Genomic DNA, 16,403 nt, shown 5'->3' with positions numbered 1-16,403 from the left:
CGCTCCCGATGCATGCATGCCGGGCAGGCTAGGCGGAGCGCGGCGGCGGGGGCGACAGCATTTCCAGCTCGGCGCGCAGGTTGTACCGGGCGGTGGCCTCCCAGTGCTCGTGCCCGTACGGGGTGCGGAACAGGCGTCGCAGGCCGAGAAGTTGGCGCAGGATGCCGGCGCGGGCCTCGCGGAAGGCGTCGTTCGGGACGAAGCGGTACTCCTCGCGGACGGCAGCGGTGTAGGCGGCGTACGCGGACGGCGCGGCGGCGAGGATCGCGAGGTCGGCGTCGCAGAGCACCTGGCCGTCGCGGTCGCCGTCGGCCGGGTCGTGCGTCACGGTGAGCCGCACCAGCCGGGCGACCTCCTCGGTCTTCGCCGCGGACACCCCGGCCTCCGGCAGCGCGCGCTCGACGAGCCGGGCGGACCGCTCCTCGTTCTCCGACCGGTCCGGCAGATAGACGGCGTCGTGGAACCACGCGGCGAGCCGTACGACGTCGGGATCGTCGGCGTGGTCCGCCAGCTCGTCGACGCGGTCGAGGACCGCGGTGAGGTGATCGACCGTGTGGTACCGCCGCTGCGGCTCCTGCCAGCGGGCGATCAGACGCTCCGCGTACGGCACGGGGTCAGGACCCTCCGAGGATCCCCGGGCCCCTTCGAGGGCACGGACGAAACGGTCACGGAGATCTTGGGTGTCGGCCATGCTCCCATTGTTTCCGGTCGCGCCCGGTGCGTCACAGCGTCAGCTCAGCGCGCACCGTTTTCCCGGGGCCGCCGTCCCTGCGCGGTACGACGCACACCCGGCTCGCGAGCTGCGACACCAGCCACAGTCCGCGGCCGGTCTCCGCCTCCAGGTCGGCAGGCGGGCGGGACGCGTCCGAGGGCGGGCGGTCGTCCCGGGTGTCGGTCACCTCGACACGAACGAGGTCACGGGCGGCGCTCAGCACCAGGGCCAGACGGAAGTCGCGGCCCGGCACCCGGCCGTGGGTCACCGCGTTCGCGGCGAGTTCCGCCACGACGAGCGTCACGGTCTCGTTCACCTCGGACGCGTAGGGAAAGCCCCAGGCGTCCAGCCGGTGCGAGGTGAGACGCCTGGCCAGGCGGGCGCCTCGGGGCGTGGAGGTGAGGCAGAGGGAGAAGGACTCCTCGCCGGAGGGGGTGTGGCCGTCGGTGCGCTCGAAGGGGGGAATCTCGGTCGTCATGACTGTGAGCGTGCCGCTCTGTACCTACGGTGACCAGTAAGAAGGCCCCTACGCAACGCCGTTGTAGGGGTGCCGGGTCCATCTGTCGGTGGGAGAGAGGGGCAGCCATGGTGCAGGGCGTGGAGCGTGCGGGGGCGGTACGGAACGAGGACTCCGCCGACGAGTTGCTGCGATGCTTCGGCCGGCAGGTCAAGCTCCTCCGGGAGCGTGCCGGGCTGACCCAGGCGCAACTCGCCCCACGCCTCGGGTACAGCGAGGCACAGGTCGCGGCCATCGAGCAGGGCCGGCGGATCCCACGTCCGGAAACCATCGACAGCCTCGACACCCTGCTGGAGGGCGGCGGACTGCTCCTGGCGATGAAGAGGGCCGTGGCCCTCACGCGCTACCCGGCCTTCTTCAGGGACGCGGCGCGCATCGAGGAGGAAGCCGTCGAGTTCCACGCGTACGCGGTGCTGGCCGTGCCTGGTCTGCTCCAGACCGAGGAGTACGCGCGGACCATGTTCACGGTATGGCGCCCTCGGCGACGCGAGGAAGAGATCGAGCAGATGGTGACGGCGCGAATGGCACGCCACAAGCTGTACGAACGCAAGCCGGCACCGACACTCAGCTTCGTCATCGAGGAGTCCGTGCTGGAGCGGCCGGTCGGCGGACGGGACATCTTGCGCGGCCAGTTGGAACACATCCTGCGGGTCGCGGAAAGCCCTCACGTCGAGATCCAGGTCATGCCGACCCGGGTTGTCGACCACGCTGGGACGGACGGGCCGTTCACGATGATGACCCCGGAGGGAGGGGAGCAGGTGGCCTACGTGGAGAGCCAGGCCAACGGGCGCGTGATCACCAAGCGGGAAAGCGTAAGGGGCTTCGCCGTGCGGTATGGAATCCTGCGAGCACAGGCGCTGTCCCCTGCCGAATCCGTGTGTCACATCGAGAAGTTGCTGCAAGGAGACCTATGAACACCGAGCAGTCCCGGGCCCAGCTTCACTGGTTCAAGTCCAGCTACAGCGGAGGCGCGGGGGGTGAGTGTCTGGAGGTAGCCGCCTCCCTCACCTCCGTTCGCGTCCGCGACTCGAAGGACCTCGGCCGGGGCGCCTTCGCGGTGGCGCCGGACGCGTGGTCCGCGTTCGTCGCACACGCGCGACACCCTCACTGAGCGGGACCGACGTCGACATAACGTGACGGTCGGCTTGGCCGGCTTCCGCAGGGCTGCACCAGGTTCTCGGGCCGCTCCTTCGGGAGCGGCCCGAGTGTTCTCCGCGAGGGACCGAGGCGCACCTCGGCGGCCGCGCTTCACCGAGCCGGGCCGGATCCTCGACGTACCCGTCACGGCACTGACCGCTCCACCCGGGCGACGCCGCCCGTCTCCAGGGCCGACCACAGGGCGCCGTCCGGGCCCACCGTGATGCCGTGGGGTTCGGAGGACGGGTCGGGGAGGGTGTGTTCGGTGATCTCGCCGGTCTCCGTGATGCGGCCCACGCGGCCCGTGCCCCATTCCGTGAACCAGTACTCGCCGTCGGCCGCGGCGACGATCGCGTGCGGTTTGGCCGAGCGGTCGGGGAGGGGGTACTCCGTGATCCGGCCGTCGGGCGCGATCCTGCCGATCTGGCCCGCCAGGATCTCGGTGAACCAGACCGCATGGCCGTCGGCGGCGATGCCGACCGGTCCTGCGGCGTCGGTGGGCAGGGGGTGCACGGCGGTGTCGCCGTCGACGGCGATGCGGCCGATCGCGTTCGCGCCGTTCAGCGTGAACCACAGTGCGCCGTCCGGGCCCGTGGTGATCGCGGAGGGGAAGCCGCCCGCGACCGGCAGCGCGAACTCCGTGACCTCCCCGTCCAGGGTGATGCGGCCGATGCGGTCGCCGGTCGTCTCCGTGAACCACATCGCGCCGTCGGGACCGGACGTGATGCCGTACGGCCCGCCGTCGGCGGTCGGCAGCGGGAAGGACGTCACCTCGCCGTCCGTGGTGACGCGACCGATGCGGTGGTCCTGGAAGCGGGTGAACCACAGCGCGCCGTCCGGGCCGGCCGCGATGACCGTCGGACGGCAGTCGGCCGCGTCCAGGGCGTACTCCTCGAACGCGCCGTCGAGGGTGAGGCGGGCGACGCTGCCGCGGTGCACGAGCGTGAGCCAGAGCGCGCCGTCGGGACCGGCCGTGATGCCGTAGGGCCCGGCCTTGTCGTCCGTGAGGCGGAACTGCGTGACGGAGGGGGTGTGGGAAAACGGCACATCAACTCCCGTGGGGGACGGTCACCCCGGCACCCTCTCGGGGCGTGAGACCCGGCGCAACCGCATTACGTCCACCGGCGCGCCGCGGACGCCCGTCACGGGGCACGCACACAAACGGAAGGGCGGATAACGGCTGGTGCCGGTGATCTTCCGCTGAGTAGTGTGACCGCCGGAGCGTGAACTGCCGTGCGTACGCCACCTCGCAGGCTCCCGACCCGAAGGAGACCGGAAGCAGTGAGCAGCCAGCCGACGTTCGTCCTGGTCCACGGGGCCTTCGCCAACTCGTTCTCCTTCGCGCCGCTCCAGGCCGAGCTCGGTCTCCTCGGACACCGCTCGGTCGCCGTCGACCTGCCAGGTCACGGCTTCGGCGCCACCTACACCCGCGCCTACCAGGCGCCGCAGGACCCCGAAGGGCTCGCCACCGCGCCCGGCGCGATCAAGGGCGTCACGCTCGCCGACAACGCCGCGCACCTGATCGGCGTCCTGGAGCGCGCGAAGCGGAACGGCCCGGTGATCCTCGTCTCGCACAGCCGGGGCGGCATCACGGCCACCGCCGCGGCCAACGCGCGGCCCGACCTGATCGACCGCATCGTCTACGTCTCGGCGTGGTGCCCGGTCGCGCTCGACGTCAACGATTACTACGCCGAACCGGAGATGGCCACGGTCGACGTTGCCTCCCTGGGCCTGGCCGCTGCCGGGAATCCCGCCGAACTCGGCCTGCTCCGCGTCAACTTCCGCACCGCGGACCCGGCCGCCCTGGCGGCGTTCAGGGCGGCCTTCCTCGCCGACGGCACCGACGAGGAGTTGCTGACCTTCCTCAACACCTTCCAGCCGGACGAGAACCTGGACGTCGGCACCTCCGCCGACCGGGCACAGGCCGCGACCTGGGGCACGATTCCGAAGACCTACGTCCGCCTCGCCGACGACGCGAGCATGCCGCTCCCCCTCCAGGACCGGCTGATCCGCGAGGGCGACGCGCTGACGCCGGACAACCCCTACGACGTCCGCACCCTCCCGGGCAGCCACCTGAAGTGGCTGGTCGACCCGGCGCCGGCGGCCAGGGTCCTGAGCGAACTCGCGCAGCTCACGGACCCGTCCGCCCGCCCGTGACCGGCACCCGCCCGGGAACGACTCCCGTCGGCCGTTCCGCAGCGATGTCCGTGCCGGCGGCGGCGCCGCCACTAGCGTGGACGTATGACGACTCCTGCGGATGTGTACGAGGTACGTGACCCCGAGCTGCCAGGACGGCTGCTGAGCGTCGAACGGGACGCGCTGCTCCCGCTGCTGCGGGCGCGCGACGACGGCGACTTCGCACTGCCGGTGACGGCGTGTCCGGGCTGGACGGTGCGGGACGTGCTGGCGCACTGCGCGGCGGCGCTGTCGCGGGTGGTGGAGAGCCGGTACGAGAAGGACGTGTTCTCGCCCGAGAGCAACCAGCGGGACATCGACGAGCGGTCCGGCCGGACCCACGCCGAGATCCTCGACGAACTGGACCGCGGGATGACCGGGGCCGGGCCGGTCATCGCGAAGTCGAGCGGGCGGCTGGACGCGGTGGCGCTCGGCGAGTGGGTGCACGCCGGGGACGTGCGCGTCGCGCTCGGGGAGCCGGGGGCGTACGCGGGCTCGGGCCTGCCGTTCGCGCTCGCCCTGCTGGTGCAGGTCACCGGCGCGCGGGGGCATGTGCCGCTGCACGCCGACCTCGACGACGCGGACGAGCCGGTGCGGCTGGGCGACGCGTCCGGGGCACGGCCCCCGGCCCGCTTCATCGGCGACGGGCCCACGCTGGTGCGGCTGTACGCGGGCCGCCCGGTGGACGAGGCGTCGTACGAGCTGGCGGGTGTGGACGCGGCGGAGCTGAACATCTTCGGCTGAGCGGCGGGTGGGGCGGCCTCGGGTCGGGGGCCGGGCGTAGGCTTGGATTGGACTAGACCTGTAGGAGCCGTTCCGAGCCGACGAATGGGGCCCCATGAGCAAGCGTGCAGTCCTGGAGGTGATCGCCCTCGACGTCGAGGACGCCGTCGCCGCCCAGGCGGGAGGTGCGGACCGCCTCGAGCTGGTCACCGACATGGCCGCCGACGGGCTGACCCCCGCGGCGGCGACGGTGACGGCGATCCGCGCGGCCGTGGACATCCCGGTCCGGGTCATGCTGCGGCTCGCGGACGGCTTCGCGGCGGGCGCGGTGGAACGGCTGGCCGCCGCGGCGTGCGAGATGCGGGAGGCGGGGGCGGAGGAGTTCGTCCTCGGCTTCCTCGACGGGGACGGCCAGGTGGACCTGGCGGCGGTGGAGCGGGTCGCGGGCGAGCTGGAGGGGTGCCGGTGGACGTTCCACCGCGCGATCGACCACGCGGCGGACCGTGACGCTCTGCGCAAGCAGCTCGCGGACTTTCCGGGGCTGGACACGTACCTGACCGCCGGCTCGGCGCGGGGCGTCGACGCGGGCGTCCCTGTGCTGTGCGCGGAGGCGGGGCGCCGTGGTGAGCCGGGGTACGGGCAGCAGCTGCTGGTGGGGGGCGGGCTGCGGTTGGAGCATGTGCCGGCTCTGCGGGAGGCGGGCGTGGACGCCTTCCACATCGGCGGCGCGGCCCGGCCGGAGGGATGGACCCGTCCGGTGTCGGCGGAGGCGGTGGCGGAGTGGCGCCGCGGACTGGACGGCTGACCAGGTCTCAACGGCGCCGGCCCGCTCGCCCTCCCCGGCGGCCCGAGTCGAAGGCGTCGTCGATGTCCGGGACCCAGAAGCACATCTCCAGCGTCTTGAGGCGGTCCCAGTGCCGCACCCGCCGCCCATGTCCGATCGCGGCGGCAAGACCGGCGAGCAACAGTGCTGCGCAGCCTCCCGACAGCACGCGATGGGGGCCCGCCACGGCTTCGGCCACAGCGACGAGGAACGCGAACGCCAGGGCGAGGGCTGAGTTCCGCAGCATCAGTCCGGCACCCTGCAGCCGGGTGATCTCGCCCGCCGCCTCCTTGTCGTGGAGTTCCACGGCGGCCAGCAGCACCGACGTGTCGGCGTGCACGAAGGGCCGGTCCCGGGAGGCGGGCACTCTGGCGACGAACTCGTGACGGGCGTCGTCGGCGGTCCAGTTCCGCCGCGGGGCCAGCTTGTCCAGGGAGGCGCTCACCGGATAGGTGAGATGCCCCAGCAGGTAACTGACGACGGCGGCCCCGATCACCAGCAGCACCGACGGAGCCGACGTCAGGCTCGCCGGCTCGATGACATCCAGGCGTACGAGTACGTACACGATGAGCGAGAGGTGCAGCGCTCCGGGTATCCCGTAGGTGGCCAGATCGAAGAGTCCCACGGCCAACGTCACGATGCTCCCCCTCACCTGCCGAGTTCTTCGACCTTAATCGGCCTTCGCGGGGCCGGACAGGCCGACCCGTACGTCGTTCCCGGACCGCGTGAGCTGGGAGGGCAGCGGTGCCGAATGCGTGATGATCAGACCCGACACCGCTCGGGTCAGCGTCACGTACAGGCGGCGCAGTCCCGTGCGTTCGTCCGGTTCCGCGTCGACGATCGCGCGGGGTTCGTTTAGGAGCACGTAGTCGTACTCCAGGCCCTTCGCCAGCGAGGCCGGGACCAGGGTGAGGCGGGTGGACTCCGTCGTCTCCTCGCCGGGGGACACGTGCGGCAGGCCCGCCGAGGCCAGGGCTGCCGTCAGGTCCGGGATGCGGGGGTCCGCCGCGACGAGGCCCACCGAGCCTTCGCGCGTGAGCAGTTCGCGGCACGCCGCGACGACGTCGTCCGGGCCCGACGCGCCGCGTACCTCGAAGAAGCCCGGGTTCTCACGGATCGACGCGACCGGGGTGAGTCCCGGCGCGATGTGCGGCAGCAGGCGGGAGGCGTACGTGATGACGTCCGTGGGGACACGGAAACCGGCCGTCAGCTCCTCCACCACCGCGTCCGGCTTCCCCAGGTGGGACAGCGCCTCCTCCCACCCGCGCGTCGCCCACGGCGTGGTGCCCTGCGCCAGGTCGCCGAGGACGGTCGCCGAGCCGGTCGAGCAGCGGCGGCCCACCGCCCGGTACTGCATCGGGGAGAGGTCCTGCGCCTCGTCCAGCACCACATGGCCGAGCGACGGCGTCCGCCGGATCAGGTCCGCCGCCTCGTCGATCAGCACCGTGTCCGCCGCCGACCACTTCGCCGACTTCACCGAGCGCGCCGGCTTCGCCCAGAGGACCGCCTTCTGCTCCTGCTCGTCGAGCAGCCCCTCCGCGTGCTCCGCCAGGAACTCCGCGTCGCCCAGCAGCCGCAGCACCAGCTTCACCGGGTCGGCGGCCGGCCACACCGCCTTGACCGCGGCCTTCACCGCCGCGTTGCGCGCCACCGCGTCCTGCACCCGGTCGTCCGGCGCCTCGCCCGCCCGCTCCATCTGCACCAGCACCGCGTGCGCGATCCGCTGCGGCAGCGCCTCGTGGGCGGCCCCGTAACGGATGTCCCGGTCGAGCAACTGCCGCACGATCTCCTCGAGTTCGTACGCCGGGACGCGCCACCGGCGGCTGCCGCGCACCACCACGACCGGCTCCGTCGGCATCGCCACATGGGAGTACAACGCCCTCCGCAGCACCTCCGCCATGCGCGCGTCGCCCTTGACCGTGGCCGCCGTCGCGTCGTCCGTGCCCCGCACCTCCACGTGCGCCACCAGGTCGTCCACCGTGGCCTGGGCGACGGCGAGTTCGCCCAGGGCCGGGAGCACCTGCTCGATGTAGTGGAGGAAGGAGCGGTTCGGGCCGACGATTAGTGTGCCCGTGCGGGCCAGCCGCTCGCGGTGGGCGTAGAGCAGGTAGGCGACCCGGTGCAGGCCGACGGCCGTCTTTCCGGTGCCGGGACCGCCCTGCACGCACACGCTGCCCGACAGCCCCGACCGTACGATCTCGTCCTGCTCGGGCTGGATCGTGGCGACGATGTCGCGCATCGGGCCGACGCGCGGCCGCTCGATCTCCTGCTGGAGCAGCTTGCTGGTGGCCGCCGCCTCGGCCGGGTCGGAGAGGTGCTCGTCCTCGTACGCGGTGAGGTCGCCGCCGGTGTAGCCGAAGCGGCGGCGCAGGCCGACGTCCATCGGGTCCTTCTTGGACGCCCGGTAGAACGGCTGCGACACCGGCGCACGCCAGTCGATCACCATCGGGTCGCCGTCCGCGTCGTGCACGTGCCGGCGCCCGATGTAGAACTGCTCCCCCTCCGCGCCCTCCGCCTGCTCCGCGCCCGGCGCGCGCAGATAGTCGAGGCGCCCGAAGAACAACGGGGTGTCGCTGAGGTCGGCCAGCGCCTTGATCCGCTCGTCGATCTGGCGCTGGAGCACCTCCGCGTTCACCCAGTTGGCGGTGACGTCGCGGATGTCGAGCGCCTCCACGTCCTCCCGCATGGCGCGCAGGGCTGCGCGGGACGCGGTGAGGTGGGAGCGTTCACGGGCGAGGGGGTCGTCGGCCGGGGCGGCGGGACCGTCCACGGGGTCGTTCACGGGCTCGTCTACGGGCGTGGACGCGGACAAGGGGGTGCCTCCGAAGGACCTGCTGCGGGTGTGCCGCGAGGAAGGAATGCCGGCCGGTTTCCGTCCGGACGGCGGCGCTCCGTGAGGGAGGCGGGAAGAGAGCGGAGATTCTAGGTCGTGGGGCGGGGGTGGTCCAAACGGTTTTCCCCCGGCCGCGGAGAGCGGTCCGCGTCGGCCCCTCCCCTCCGCGCCGGCCCCCTCGTCAGGGACGCCAGCAGCGCCAGCCGCTCCGCGTCCTCGCTGCCCGGCTCCGCGTGGTACACCGCGAGCGCCAGCCCGGCCGGGCCGTCGACGTCCAGCTTGGACAGGGTGAGGCTCAGCTCGCCGACCTGCGGGTGGTTCATCCGGATCGGCTTGTCCACGACCGGCCGCACGTCGTGCCGGGCCCACACCTTCCGGAACTCGGCGCTCTGCAGCGACAGTTCGCCGACCAGCCGCACCACTCGCGGGTCGTCCACGTCGGTGCCCAGCCGCCGCCGGAACACGGCGACGCACTGCGCGGCCGTGGCCTGCCAGTCCGCGTGCAGATCCCGCTCGGCGGGGTCGAGGAAGAACGACCGCAGCCGGTTCTCACCCACCCGCACGGTCGGCATCAGGGCCGCGGCCCACGGGTTCACCGCGATCACGTCGAGGGTCCGGTCCGTCACGAACGCGGGCAGCCCGATCGACTCCAGCAGCCGCGCCGTGGCCGGCGGGACGGCGGGCCGCCGCGACGGCCGGCGCCGGGTGCGGGGCCGGGGCGCGGCGAGCTGGTGCAGGTACGCCGTGGCGGTGTCGTCGAGCAGCAGCACCCGGGCGAGCGCGTCGAGGACCTGCGCCGACGGATTGCGGTCGCGGCCCTGCTCCAGCCGCAGGTAGTAGTCGGAGCTGATGCCGGCGAGCAGCGCGACCTCCTCGCGGCGCAGTCCGGGCACCCGGCGCACACCGTGGGACGGCAGCCCCAGGTCGTCCGGCGTCACCACCTCCCGGCGCGCCCGGAGGTAGTCGCCGAGCCGGTTCTCCTCAGACATGCCTTCCAGCGTAGGCGCGCGAGGCGTTCCGTCCCTGGTCCTGTCACTCCCAGGAACGGCGGGGGACTGGGCGGACCGCCGTCCCCGGCGGACGGTGGGCACATGACGACCACGCGAACGACCACGACGGCTTCGACCGGTCTCCCCGGCGGCACCTGGACGCTGGGCGACCTGACCGTCACCCGCTTCGGGTACGGCGCCATGCAGCTCGCGGGACCCGGCGTGACGGGGCCGCCCGCCGACCGCGACGGCGCCCTCGCCGTGCTGCGCGAGGCCGTACGCCTCGGCATCACCCACGTCGACACCGCCGACGCCTACGGCCCGCACGTCACCAACGAACTCATCCGCGAGGCCCTGCACCCCTACCCGGACGGCCTGCACATCGTCACCAAGGTCGGCGCCCGCCGTGACGCCGACGGCGGCTGGCCCCCGGCCCGCGAACCGGACGACCTGCGCCGCGCCGTCCACGACAACCTGGAGACCCTCGGTGTCGACACCCTCGACCTGGTCAACCTGCGTCTCGGCGACGCCACGGGACCCCGGCCCGGCTCACTGGCGACGGCGTACGAGACGCTCGTCGAGCTTCAGCGGCAGGGGCTGATCCGGCACCTCGGTCTCAGCAACGCGACCCCCGAGCAGATCGCCGAGGCGGAGACCATCGCCCCGTTCGTCTGCGTCCAGAACCTCTACAACCTCGCCCACCGCCAGGACGACGCCCTGATCGACCGGCTCGCCGCCCGGGGCGTCGCGTACGTGCCGTACTTCCCGCTCGGCGGGTTCACGCCGCTCCAGTCCGCCACGCTGTCGCAGGTGGCCGAGCGGCACGGCGTCCGGCCGACGGCGGTCGCCCTCGCCTGGCTGCTGCACCGCTCGCCGAACATCCTGCTGATCCCGGGCACGTCGTCGGCGGCGCACCTGCGGGAGAACGTCGCCGGTGCGGGCCTCGCCCTGCGCGAGGAGGACCTGGCCGCGCTCGACACGATCGGCGGAACCCGTAGGACCCCTCAGACCCCCTAGGGGTGACCCCGTCCTGCTGGAGAGGGACGGCTCGTCCCGCAGGTGTACGCGGCGGCCCCGCGGTTCGGTCCCGTGGGCCGATGCCCGCGCCGGGGTCACGGAGCGACCATGAACGCATGAGCGCAGCCACCGTCCACCCCGCCAGTCCGCCGGTCCGCCCGAGCGGCGCCGCCCCGGCCGAGAGCAGTCACCCGCACCGCGTCGGCGACGCCCTGCGCGCCGTGAGGGTGTTCCTCGGCGCGGCCCTCGACGTGATCCTTCTCGGCGAGTACGGCGCCGAGGCCGGCGTCCGCCGCCGTTAGGTCCCGTCCGGCGTCCGCCGCCGGACAGGACCTGACCTTCCCCTCGTTCTCCTCCGGTTTCGCGGACAGCACGTCGCGTGCTTCCTCCGCCGCCCGGATCATGGCCCCGGAGACGAGGTCCAGGAACCGTGCGGCGTTCTCCAGCCGTGTCGCGGCCGGCGTGCCGGGCCCCGCGACCCGAAGTGAGCACGCGCACGAGTGAGTACGAGTACGCCCGCACATTGAGTAGCGGCCCCGGTGCGCCCGTCGCACCGGGGCAGCTTCACTGGCCGTATGAACCACGACAGCACGCCGGAGCGGCGGTACGGGGACGAGCGGGACCCCCGTGCGTACGTGGCGCCGGCCGTCGCCACCGTGCTCGGGGTGATGCTCGCCCCGCTCGCGCTGCTGTTCGGCGCGCTGTCCGTCATGGCGACGGACAGCTGCGGTCCCGACGACTGCTCGGCGGCGCTGACGACCGCCCTCGACGTCGTGTACGGCACCCTGTTCCTCGGCGGGCTCCTCGGGGTGGCCACCTGCGTCGCCGCGTGGCTGCTGCCCCGCACGCGCCGCTGGGCGGTGCCGCGCGTCTGGCTGGCCGGGCTGTCGCTGCTGCCCTGGTCGGCCGTGATCGCGCTGGTGTTCAACCTGCCCGAGGGGTGAGCCCTCCCGCAGGGGCCTCAGCTCTCCGTGAGGAGCTCGTCCGCGTCGACGATCCGGTACGCGTACCCCTGCTCGGCCAGGAACCGCTGGCGGTGCGCCGCGAAGTCCTGGTCGATGGTGTCGCGGGCGACCACGGAGTAGAAGTGCGCCTGATGGCCGTCCGCCTTCGGCCGCAGGACGCGGCCGAGCCGCTGGGCCTCCTCCTGGCGGGAGCCGAAGGTGCCGGACACCTGGATGGCGACCGTCGCCTCCGGCAGGTCGATCGAGAAGTTGGCGACCTTCGACACCACCAGCACGCTCAGCTCGCCCTGCCGGAAGGCCTCGAACAGCTTCTCCCGCTGGGCGTTGGACGTCTCACCCTTGATGACCGGCGCGTCCAGGTGCTCGCCCAGTTCGTCGAGCTGGTCGATGTACTGGCCGATGACGAGGATCTGCTGGCCCTCGAAGCGGCGGACGATCGCCTCCGTCACCTTCTGCTTGGTGGCGGTCGTCGAGCAGAAGCGGTACTTCTCCTCCTGCTCGGCCGTCGCGTACGCCAGCCGCTCGGAGTCGGTGAGGTTCACGCGGACCTCGACGCAGTCGGCGGGCGCGATGTAGCCCTGCGCCTCGATCTCCTTCCACGGCGCGTCGAACCGCTTCGGGCCGATCAGCGAGAAGACGTCGGACTCGCGGCCGTCCTCGCGCACCAGGGTCGCCGTCAGACCGAGGCGGCGCCGGGCCTGGAGGTCGGCGGTGAACTTGAAGACGGGCGCGGGCAACAGGTGCACCTCGTCGTAGAGGATCAGGCCCCAGTCGCGGGAGTCGAACAGCTCCAGGTGGGGGTAGACGCCCTTCCGCTTCGTCGTCAGCACCTGGTACGTGGCGATGGTGACGGGGCGGATCTCCTTCTTGGTGCCGCTGTACTCGCCGATCTCGTCCTCGGTCAGCGACGTCCGCCGCACCAGCTCGTGCTTCCACTGCCGGGCCGAGACCGTGTTGGTGACCAGGATCAGGGTGGTCGACTTCGCCTGCGCCATCGCGCCCGCGCCGACCAGCGTCTTGCCGGCGCCGCAGGGGAGGACGACGACGCCGGAGCCGCCGTGCCAGAAGTTCTCCACGGCCTGCTTCTGGTACGGACGCAGCGCCCAGCCGTCCTCGTGCAGCTCGATCGGGTGCGCCTCGCCGTCCACGTACCCCGCGAGGTCCTCGGCGGGCCAGCCCAGTTTCAGCAGGGTCTGCTTGATCTGGCCGCGCTCGGAGGGGTGCACCTGGACGGTGTCCGGGTCGATGCGGGCGCCGACGAGGGGGGCGACGCGCTTGGAGCGCAGCACCTCTTCGAGGACGGGACGGTCGGTGGTGGTGAGGACGAGTCCGTGCGCGGGGTGCTTGACCAGGCTGAGCCGGCCGTAGCGGTCCATGGTCTCGGCGATGTCGACGAGCAGCGCGTGCGGCACGGGGTAGCGGCTGTACTGCACCAGCGCGTCGACGACCTGCTCGGCGTCGTGCCCGGCGGCGCGGGCGTTCCACAGGCCGAGCGGGGTCACCCGGTAGGTGTGGATGTGCTCGGGGGCCCGTTCCAGTTCGGCGAACGGCGCGATGGCGCGACGGCAGTCGTCGGCCTGCTCGTGGTCGACCTCGAGGAGCAGGGTCTTGTCGGACTGGACGATGAGCGGACCATTCACGCGCGGCTGCCTTTCTGCGACGGGCTCGGCACGGGCACTGCACGGCCAAACGTCCAGTTTGCCTGATCGCATTCCACACCGTTCCCGATGCGCCCCTCAGGGGCGCGGGGAACTGCGCGAGAGACCACGACGAACCCGCACGTACCCCACCCCGCGCTCCCCCCCCGCATCACTCCGCGAGTTCCGCGACACCCGTGATCCGGTGGAGGGGATAGGTGCGGACCTCGTCCGCAGTGTGGTCGTAGGCCGTCACGAACCCACCCTCGACCCGGATCGGAGCGATGACCCGCTGACTGGCGCCACCCTCGGCATTGACGTACCCGATCCACAACGTGTCGTTGGTGAGAACCGCGGCCTGCAGGCCGGCCAGGGTCTCCGCGGCGGTGGTGCGCGGCAGCTCCCCCGGCGTCGCACCCGCCTCCCCGCCGACCGGCTTCCGCGGCGCCGTGAAGGCGAGGTCCCCCGCCCGCACCGCCCGGATCGCGGCAGCGAGCAACGTGTCGTCCGGCACGGGCGGCCCGTCCGGCACCGGCTCGGGAGGCGTCCGCGGAGGCGTGCGGTACGCGTCCGCGCGGGCGATCAGCACATCGCCCTCCGCGGACTCCGCGGCCGGCGCGAACCCCATCGCCCGCAGCCCTTCCAGCAGCGCCGCCGGGTCGGTCCGCGCCGCCAGCACCGTCGGGGCGAGCCGCCGCAGCCCCAGCCCGGCGGCGCGCTTGTCGGCGAGGATCTCGTTCAGCACCGCGTCGTCGTCGCACCGCACGTAGGACGAGGCGGCGCCCACCCGGAGGTGCCCGTGCCGGCGGGCCACGTCGTCGATGAGGTACGCCAGCGGCTGCGGCACCGGCGTACGGGAGTGCGCGGCGAGGAAGGCGTGCAGGTCGGCGGCCGACTGCCCGGCGTCCAGGGCGCGCCGCACCGAGGCGGGCGTGAACCGGTAGACGGTCGCCCCGCCCTTCGACTCCACGTCCGCGAGCACGCCCAGCACGTCGGCGAGCGGCCGCTCCAGCGGGCCGGGCGCGACCGCCGTCAGGTCGGCCTGGAGCAGTACGTGGTCCAGCGGCTCGGGCAGCAGGGGGTCGAGCAGCCGGGCGGCGGCCGCGGCGGCGGTCGCCTGCTCGGCGGGGGAGAGGGCGGGCGGCAAAGGGGTCTGCCGGTGGTGCACGGGCAGCTTGTCGCCCGGCCCCCTCGGCTCGGTCCGCGTGTCCGCGCGCCGGGGCGCGGGCGGCGCGCCGATCAGCGCCCGCCCGTGCGAGGAGAGCGCGCCGCGTCCCGTGACGCCGAGCATCTCGGCCTCCGCCAGCGTCCAGCGGGCCAGCCGCGACCGCAGGTCGTCCTCCCCGCCCGCCCCGCTCGCCCCGTCGGCCGGATACCCCGGCGCCCCGGACCCGCCCGCGCGGGCCGCGACACCCCGCGTCCCCTCGGCGGGCTGCGCCGGCGTCCGGCGGGCGTACGGGGAGGGCGCGCCGCCCCCGGTGCGGTCAGCGCGCGGGGGCCGCTCCCAGCGCAGCCGCGCCAACAGCGACCCGGCGTCCGGAGCGGCGCCCTCCGGGAGTCCCGCCAGCAGGGCCAGCACCCGGTGCCGCACCTCCGGGGCGGCCGAACGGTCCAGCCCAGGACCCAGCGCGGACAGCGTGCGGTCCTTCGCGTCCCGCTCCCCGACCAGCCCCGGCGTCCGGGTCGCCGCCAGCCACGCCGTGGCGAGCCGCGCCCACCGCTCGCCGGCCGGCCCCTCCCGCCACTCGTCGTACGCCGGCGTCGCCGCGTACCGCTCGTCGGCCTCACCGTCGGACGCCAGCAGCCCGGCCGCGTAGGCCAGTTCGACCCAGAACGCGGCCACCGGCTCGGGGACGTCCAGCGCCACCGCGGTCCGCTTGAGGTCCCGTACGCTCAGCCCGCCCGCCCGCAGCACCGCCGGGCCGCCCTCGTGCCAGTCCTTCAGCAGCTCCTCGACGGTCGCCAGCGCCGTGTACGCCTGCCCGGCCGCCGTCGCGTCCACCATCTGCGGCCGGTGTGCGGCGGCCGCCTCCACGGGCGGCGGTACCGGCTCCGTCGTCCGGTGCGCCCGTCCGGCGCGCAGCCGCAGCGCCACCTCGCGGGGCAGGACGACCGTGCCGGGCGCCGTCGGCAGCAGCAGCCCCCGGTCGAGCAGCCAGCGCAGCCGGGGCGCCGGATCGGCGGTGACCTGCCCGTACGGCGGACCCCACACCAGCCGCTCCAGCACCTCCACCGACTCGCTCGGCGCCTGGTCGAGCAGGGCGGACATCCGCTCGGGGTCGTCGAAAAGGCCGGCCAGCGCGTTCAGCGCGGAAACGGAGTCGTGCGTCGACGGCAGCCCGGCCGTCGCCAGGATCTCCTGGACACGGCCCGGCGAGATCCCCGCCCCGGCCTCCCGCACGGTCGGGCCGAGTCCGGTCGGCGACGGGTGCTGTGGCGACGGCGCCAGCAGCTCGCGGGCGGTGCGCACCAGACGCAGCCGATCGTCGCCGCCCCACACCAGGGCCTGCGCGCGGAGCGTGCCGAGGGCGTGCGGCAGCGCGGCGGACACAGCCGGGTCGCCGTCGTCGCCCGCCATCAGACCGAGCAGCTCGGCGTACGTCGCCGGGTCGGACGCGATCGCCAGCGCCTGCGCCGTCTGGAGCGTGAACCGGTCGAGCCGCTCCAGCGCGCGGACCACCGAGGCGCGCGTGCCCGCGCGGGTGGCGAGCTGGGTCAGGTCCGTGGGCACGGGCGTGATGAGATCCGGCCGGCTGCGCAGGAGCGCGGCCAGGGAGACGTCGTCCCGCCCCCGGAGCGCCTCGGCGAGGGATCGGGGGGCCGCCGCGGGATTCTCCTCGGTGCTCATCCGCATCACGTTAGCCGGTGGGTACGT

General features: G+C 73.5%; 16 protein-coding genes and 1 pseudogene. 8 read left to right on the top strand and 9 right to left on the bottom strand.

Annotation, left to right across the window (positions count from 1 at the left end; genetic code table 11):
- Window positions 1–28 precede the first annotated feature (28 nt).
- Window positions 29–691 carry a hypothetical protein gene (locus MTR79_RS31390; RefSeq protein ID WP_244792671.1) on the bottom strand — a complete coding sequence of 221 codons (663 nt, stop codon included), beginning with the start codon at window positions 689–691 and terminating at the stop codon, window positions 29–31.
- Between the two features lie 31 nt (window positions 692–722).
- Window positions 723–1,190 carry an ATP-binding protein gene (locus MTR79_RS31385; RefSeq protein WP_244792669.1) on the bottom strand — a complete coding sequence of 156 codons (468 nt, stop codon included), beginning with the start codon at window positions 1,188–1,190 and terminating at the stop codon, window positions 723–725.
- Between the two features lie 107 nt (window positions 1,191–1,297).
- Here MTR79_RS31385 and MTR79_RS31380 point away from each other — a divergent pair, with 107 nt between their 5' ends.
- On the top strand, window positions 1,298–2,143 hold the full coding sequence (locus MTR79_RS31380) for a helix-turn-helix transcriptional regulator (RefSeq protein WP_086703069.1): 846 nt from the start codon (window positions 1,298–1,300) through the stop codon (window positions 2,141–2,143).
- A complete protein-coding gene (locus MTR79_RS31375) occupies window positions 2,140–2,340 on the top strand; it encodes a DUF397 domain-containing protein (RefSeq protein ID WP_244792667.1) in 201 nt (66 codons plus the stop codon). The genes MTR79_RS31380 and MTR79_RS31375 overlap by 4 nt, the downstream gene beginning before the upstream one ends.
- A 170-nt stretch (window positions 2,341–2,510) precedes the next feature.
- Here the strand turns inward: MTR79_RS31375 and MTR79_RS31370 are convergent, their stop codons facing one another.
- Window positions 2,511–3,413 carry a virginiamycin B lyase gene (locus tag MTR79_RS31370; RefSeq protein ID WP_244792665.1) on the bottom strand — a complete coding sequence of 301 codons (903 nt, stop codon included), beginning with the start codon at window positions 3,411–3,413 and terminating at the stop codon, window positions 2,511–2,513.
- Window positions 3,414–3,647: 234 nt separating this feature from the next.
- Here MTR79_RS31370 and MTR79_RS31365 point away from each other — a divergent pair, with 234 nt between their 5' ends.
- The 3 genes from MTR79_RS31365 (at window position 3,648) to MTR79_RS31355 (ending at window position 6,069) form a co-directional block, all read left to right on the top strand.
- A complete protein-coding gene (locus tag MTR79_RS31365; RefSeq protein ID WP_086703072.1) occupies window positions 3,648–4,523 on the top strand; it encodes an alpha/beta fold hydrolase in 876 nt (291 codons plus the stop codon).
- 84 nt (window positions 4,524–4,607) lie between these two features.
- The gene (locus MTR79_RS31360; protein ID WP_244792663.1) at window positions 4,608–5,285 is read left to right on the top strand and encodes a maleylpyruvate isomerase family mycothiol-dependent enzyme; all 678 of its coding nucleotides are present in this window, start codon (window positions 4,608–4,610) and stop codon (window positions 5,283–5,285) included.
- A 94-nt stretch (window positions 5,286–5,379) separates the two neighbouring features.
- Window positions 5,380–6,069 (top strand): copper homeostasis protein CutC, encoded by a 690-nt coding sequence (locus MTR79_RS31355; protein WP_189366222.1) that lies wholly within the window; start codon window positions 5,380–5,382, stop codon window positions 6,067–6,069.
- A 7-nt stretch (window positions 6,070–6,076) separates the two neighbouring features.
- Here MTR79_RS31355 and MTR79_RS31350 read toward each other — a convergent pair whose 3' ends face one another.
- From MTR79_RS31350 to MTR79_RS31340, 3 genes are all read right to left on the bottom strand, one after another.
- A complete protein-coding gene (locus MTR79_RS31350; protein ID WP_189366221.1) occupies window positions 6,077–6,724 on the bottom strand; it encodes a hypothetical protein in 648 nt (215 codons plus the stop codon).
- Between the two features lie 33 nt (window positions 6,725–6,757).
- On the bottom strand, window positions 6,758–8,869 hold the full coding sequence (locus tag MTR79_RS31345) for an AAA family ATPase (RefSeq protein ID WP_244792661.1): 2,112 nt from the start codon (window positions 8,867–8,869) through the stop codon (window positions 6,758–6,760).
- A 140-nt stretch (window positions 8,870–9,009) separates the two neighbouring features.
- The gene (locus tag MTR79_RS31340) at window positions 9,010–9,909 is read right to left on the bottom strand and encodes a helix-turn-helix transcriptional regulator (RefSeq protein ID WP_086702027.1); all 900 of its coding nucleotides are present in this window, start codon (window positions 9,907–9,909) and stop codon (window positions 9,010–9,012) included.
- A 102-nt stretch (window positions 9,910–10,011) separates the two neighbouring features.
- Here MTR79_RS31340 and MTR79_RS31335 point away from each other — a divergent pair, with 102 nt between their 5' ends.
- Complete coding sequence (locus MTR79_RS31335) at window positions 10,012–10,926, top strand: aldo/keto reductase family oxidoreductase (protein WP_244792659.1); 915 nt, start codon at window positions 10,012–10,014, stop codon at window positions 10,924–10,926.
- Between the two features lie 116 nt (window positions 10,927–11,042).
- Window positions 11,043–11,228, top strand: a complete 186-nt coding sequence (locus MTR79_RS31330; RefSeq protein WP_244792657.1) for a hypothetical protein — start codon at window positions 11,043–11,045, stop codon at window positions 11,226–11,228.
- A gap of 66 nt (window positions 11,229–11,294) precedes the next feature.
- On the opposite strand, the pseudogene MTR79_RS31325 reads toward MTR79_RS31330, so the two are convergent.
- A pseudogene (locus MTR79_RS31325) lies at window positions 11,295–11,411 on the bottom strand (MarR family transcriptional regulator); the annotation flags it as partial.
- A 90-nt stretch (window positions 11,412–11,501) separates the two neighbouring features.
- Here MTR79_RS31325 and MTR79_RS31320 point away from each other — a divergent pair.
- Entirely contained in the window at window positions 11,502–11,870 is a 369-nt protein-coding gene (locus MTR79_RS31320; protein WP_244792655.1) for a hypothetical protein, read from the top strand.
- Between the two features lie 17 nt (window positions 11,871–11,887).
- Here the strand turns inward: MTR79_RS31320 and MTR79_RS31315 are convergent, their stop codons facing one another.
- Together MTR79_RS31315 and MTR79_RS31310 are read right to left on the bottom strand one after the other, a co-directional pair.
- A complete protein-coding gene (locus MTR79_RS31315; protein WP_048460069.1) occupies window positions 11,888–13,531 on the bottom strand; it encodes a DNA repair helicase XPB in 1,644 nt (547 codons plus the stop codon).
- Window positions 13,532–13,700: 169 nt separating this feature from the next.
- Window positions 13,701–16,376 carry a helicase-associated domain-containing protein gene (locus MTR79_RS31310; protein ID WP_244792653.1) on the bottom strand — a complete coding sequence of 892 codons (2,676 nt, stop codon included), beginning with the start codon at window positions 16,374–16,376 and terminating at the stop codon, window positions 13,701–13,703.
- Window positions 16,377–16,403 lie beyond the last annotated feature (27 nt).

This window comes from Streptomyces sp. BJ20 (genome assembly GCF_022869105.1).
Taxonomy (GTDB): Bacteria; Actinomycetota; Actinomycetes; order Streptomycetales; family Streptomycetaceae; genus Streptomyces; species Streptomyces griseoincarnatus.
This window is presented reverse-complemented; position numbering and strand designations above follow the sequence as displayed.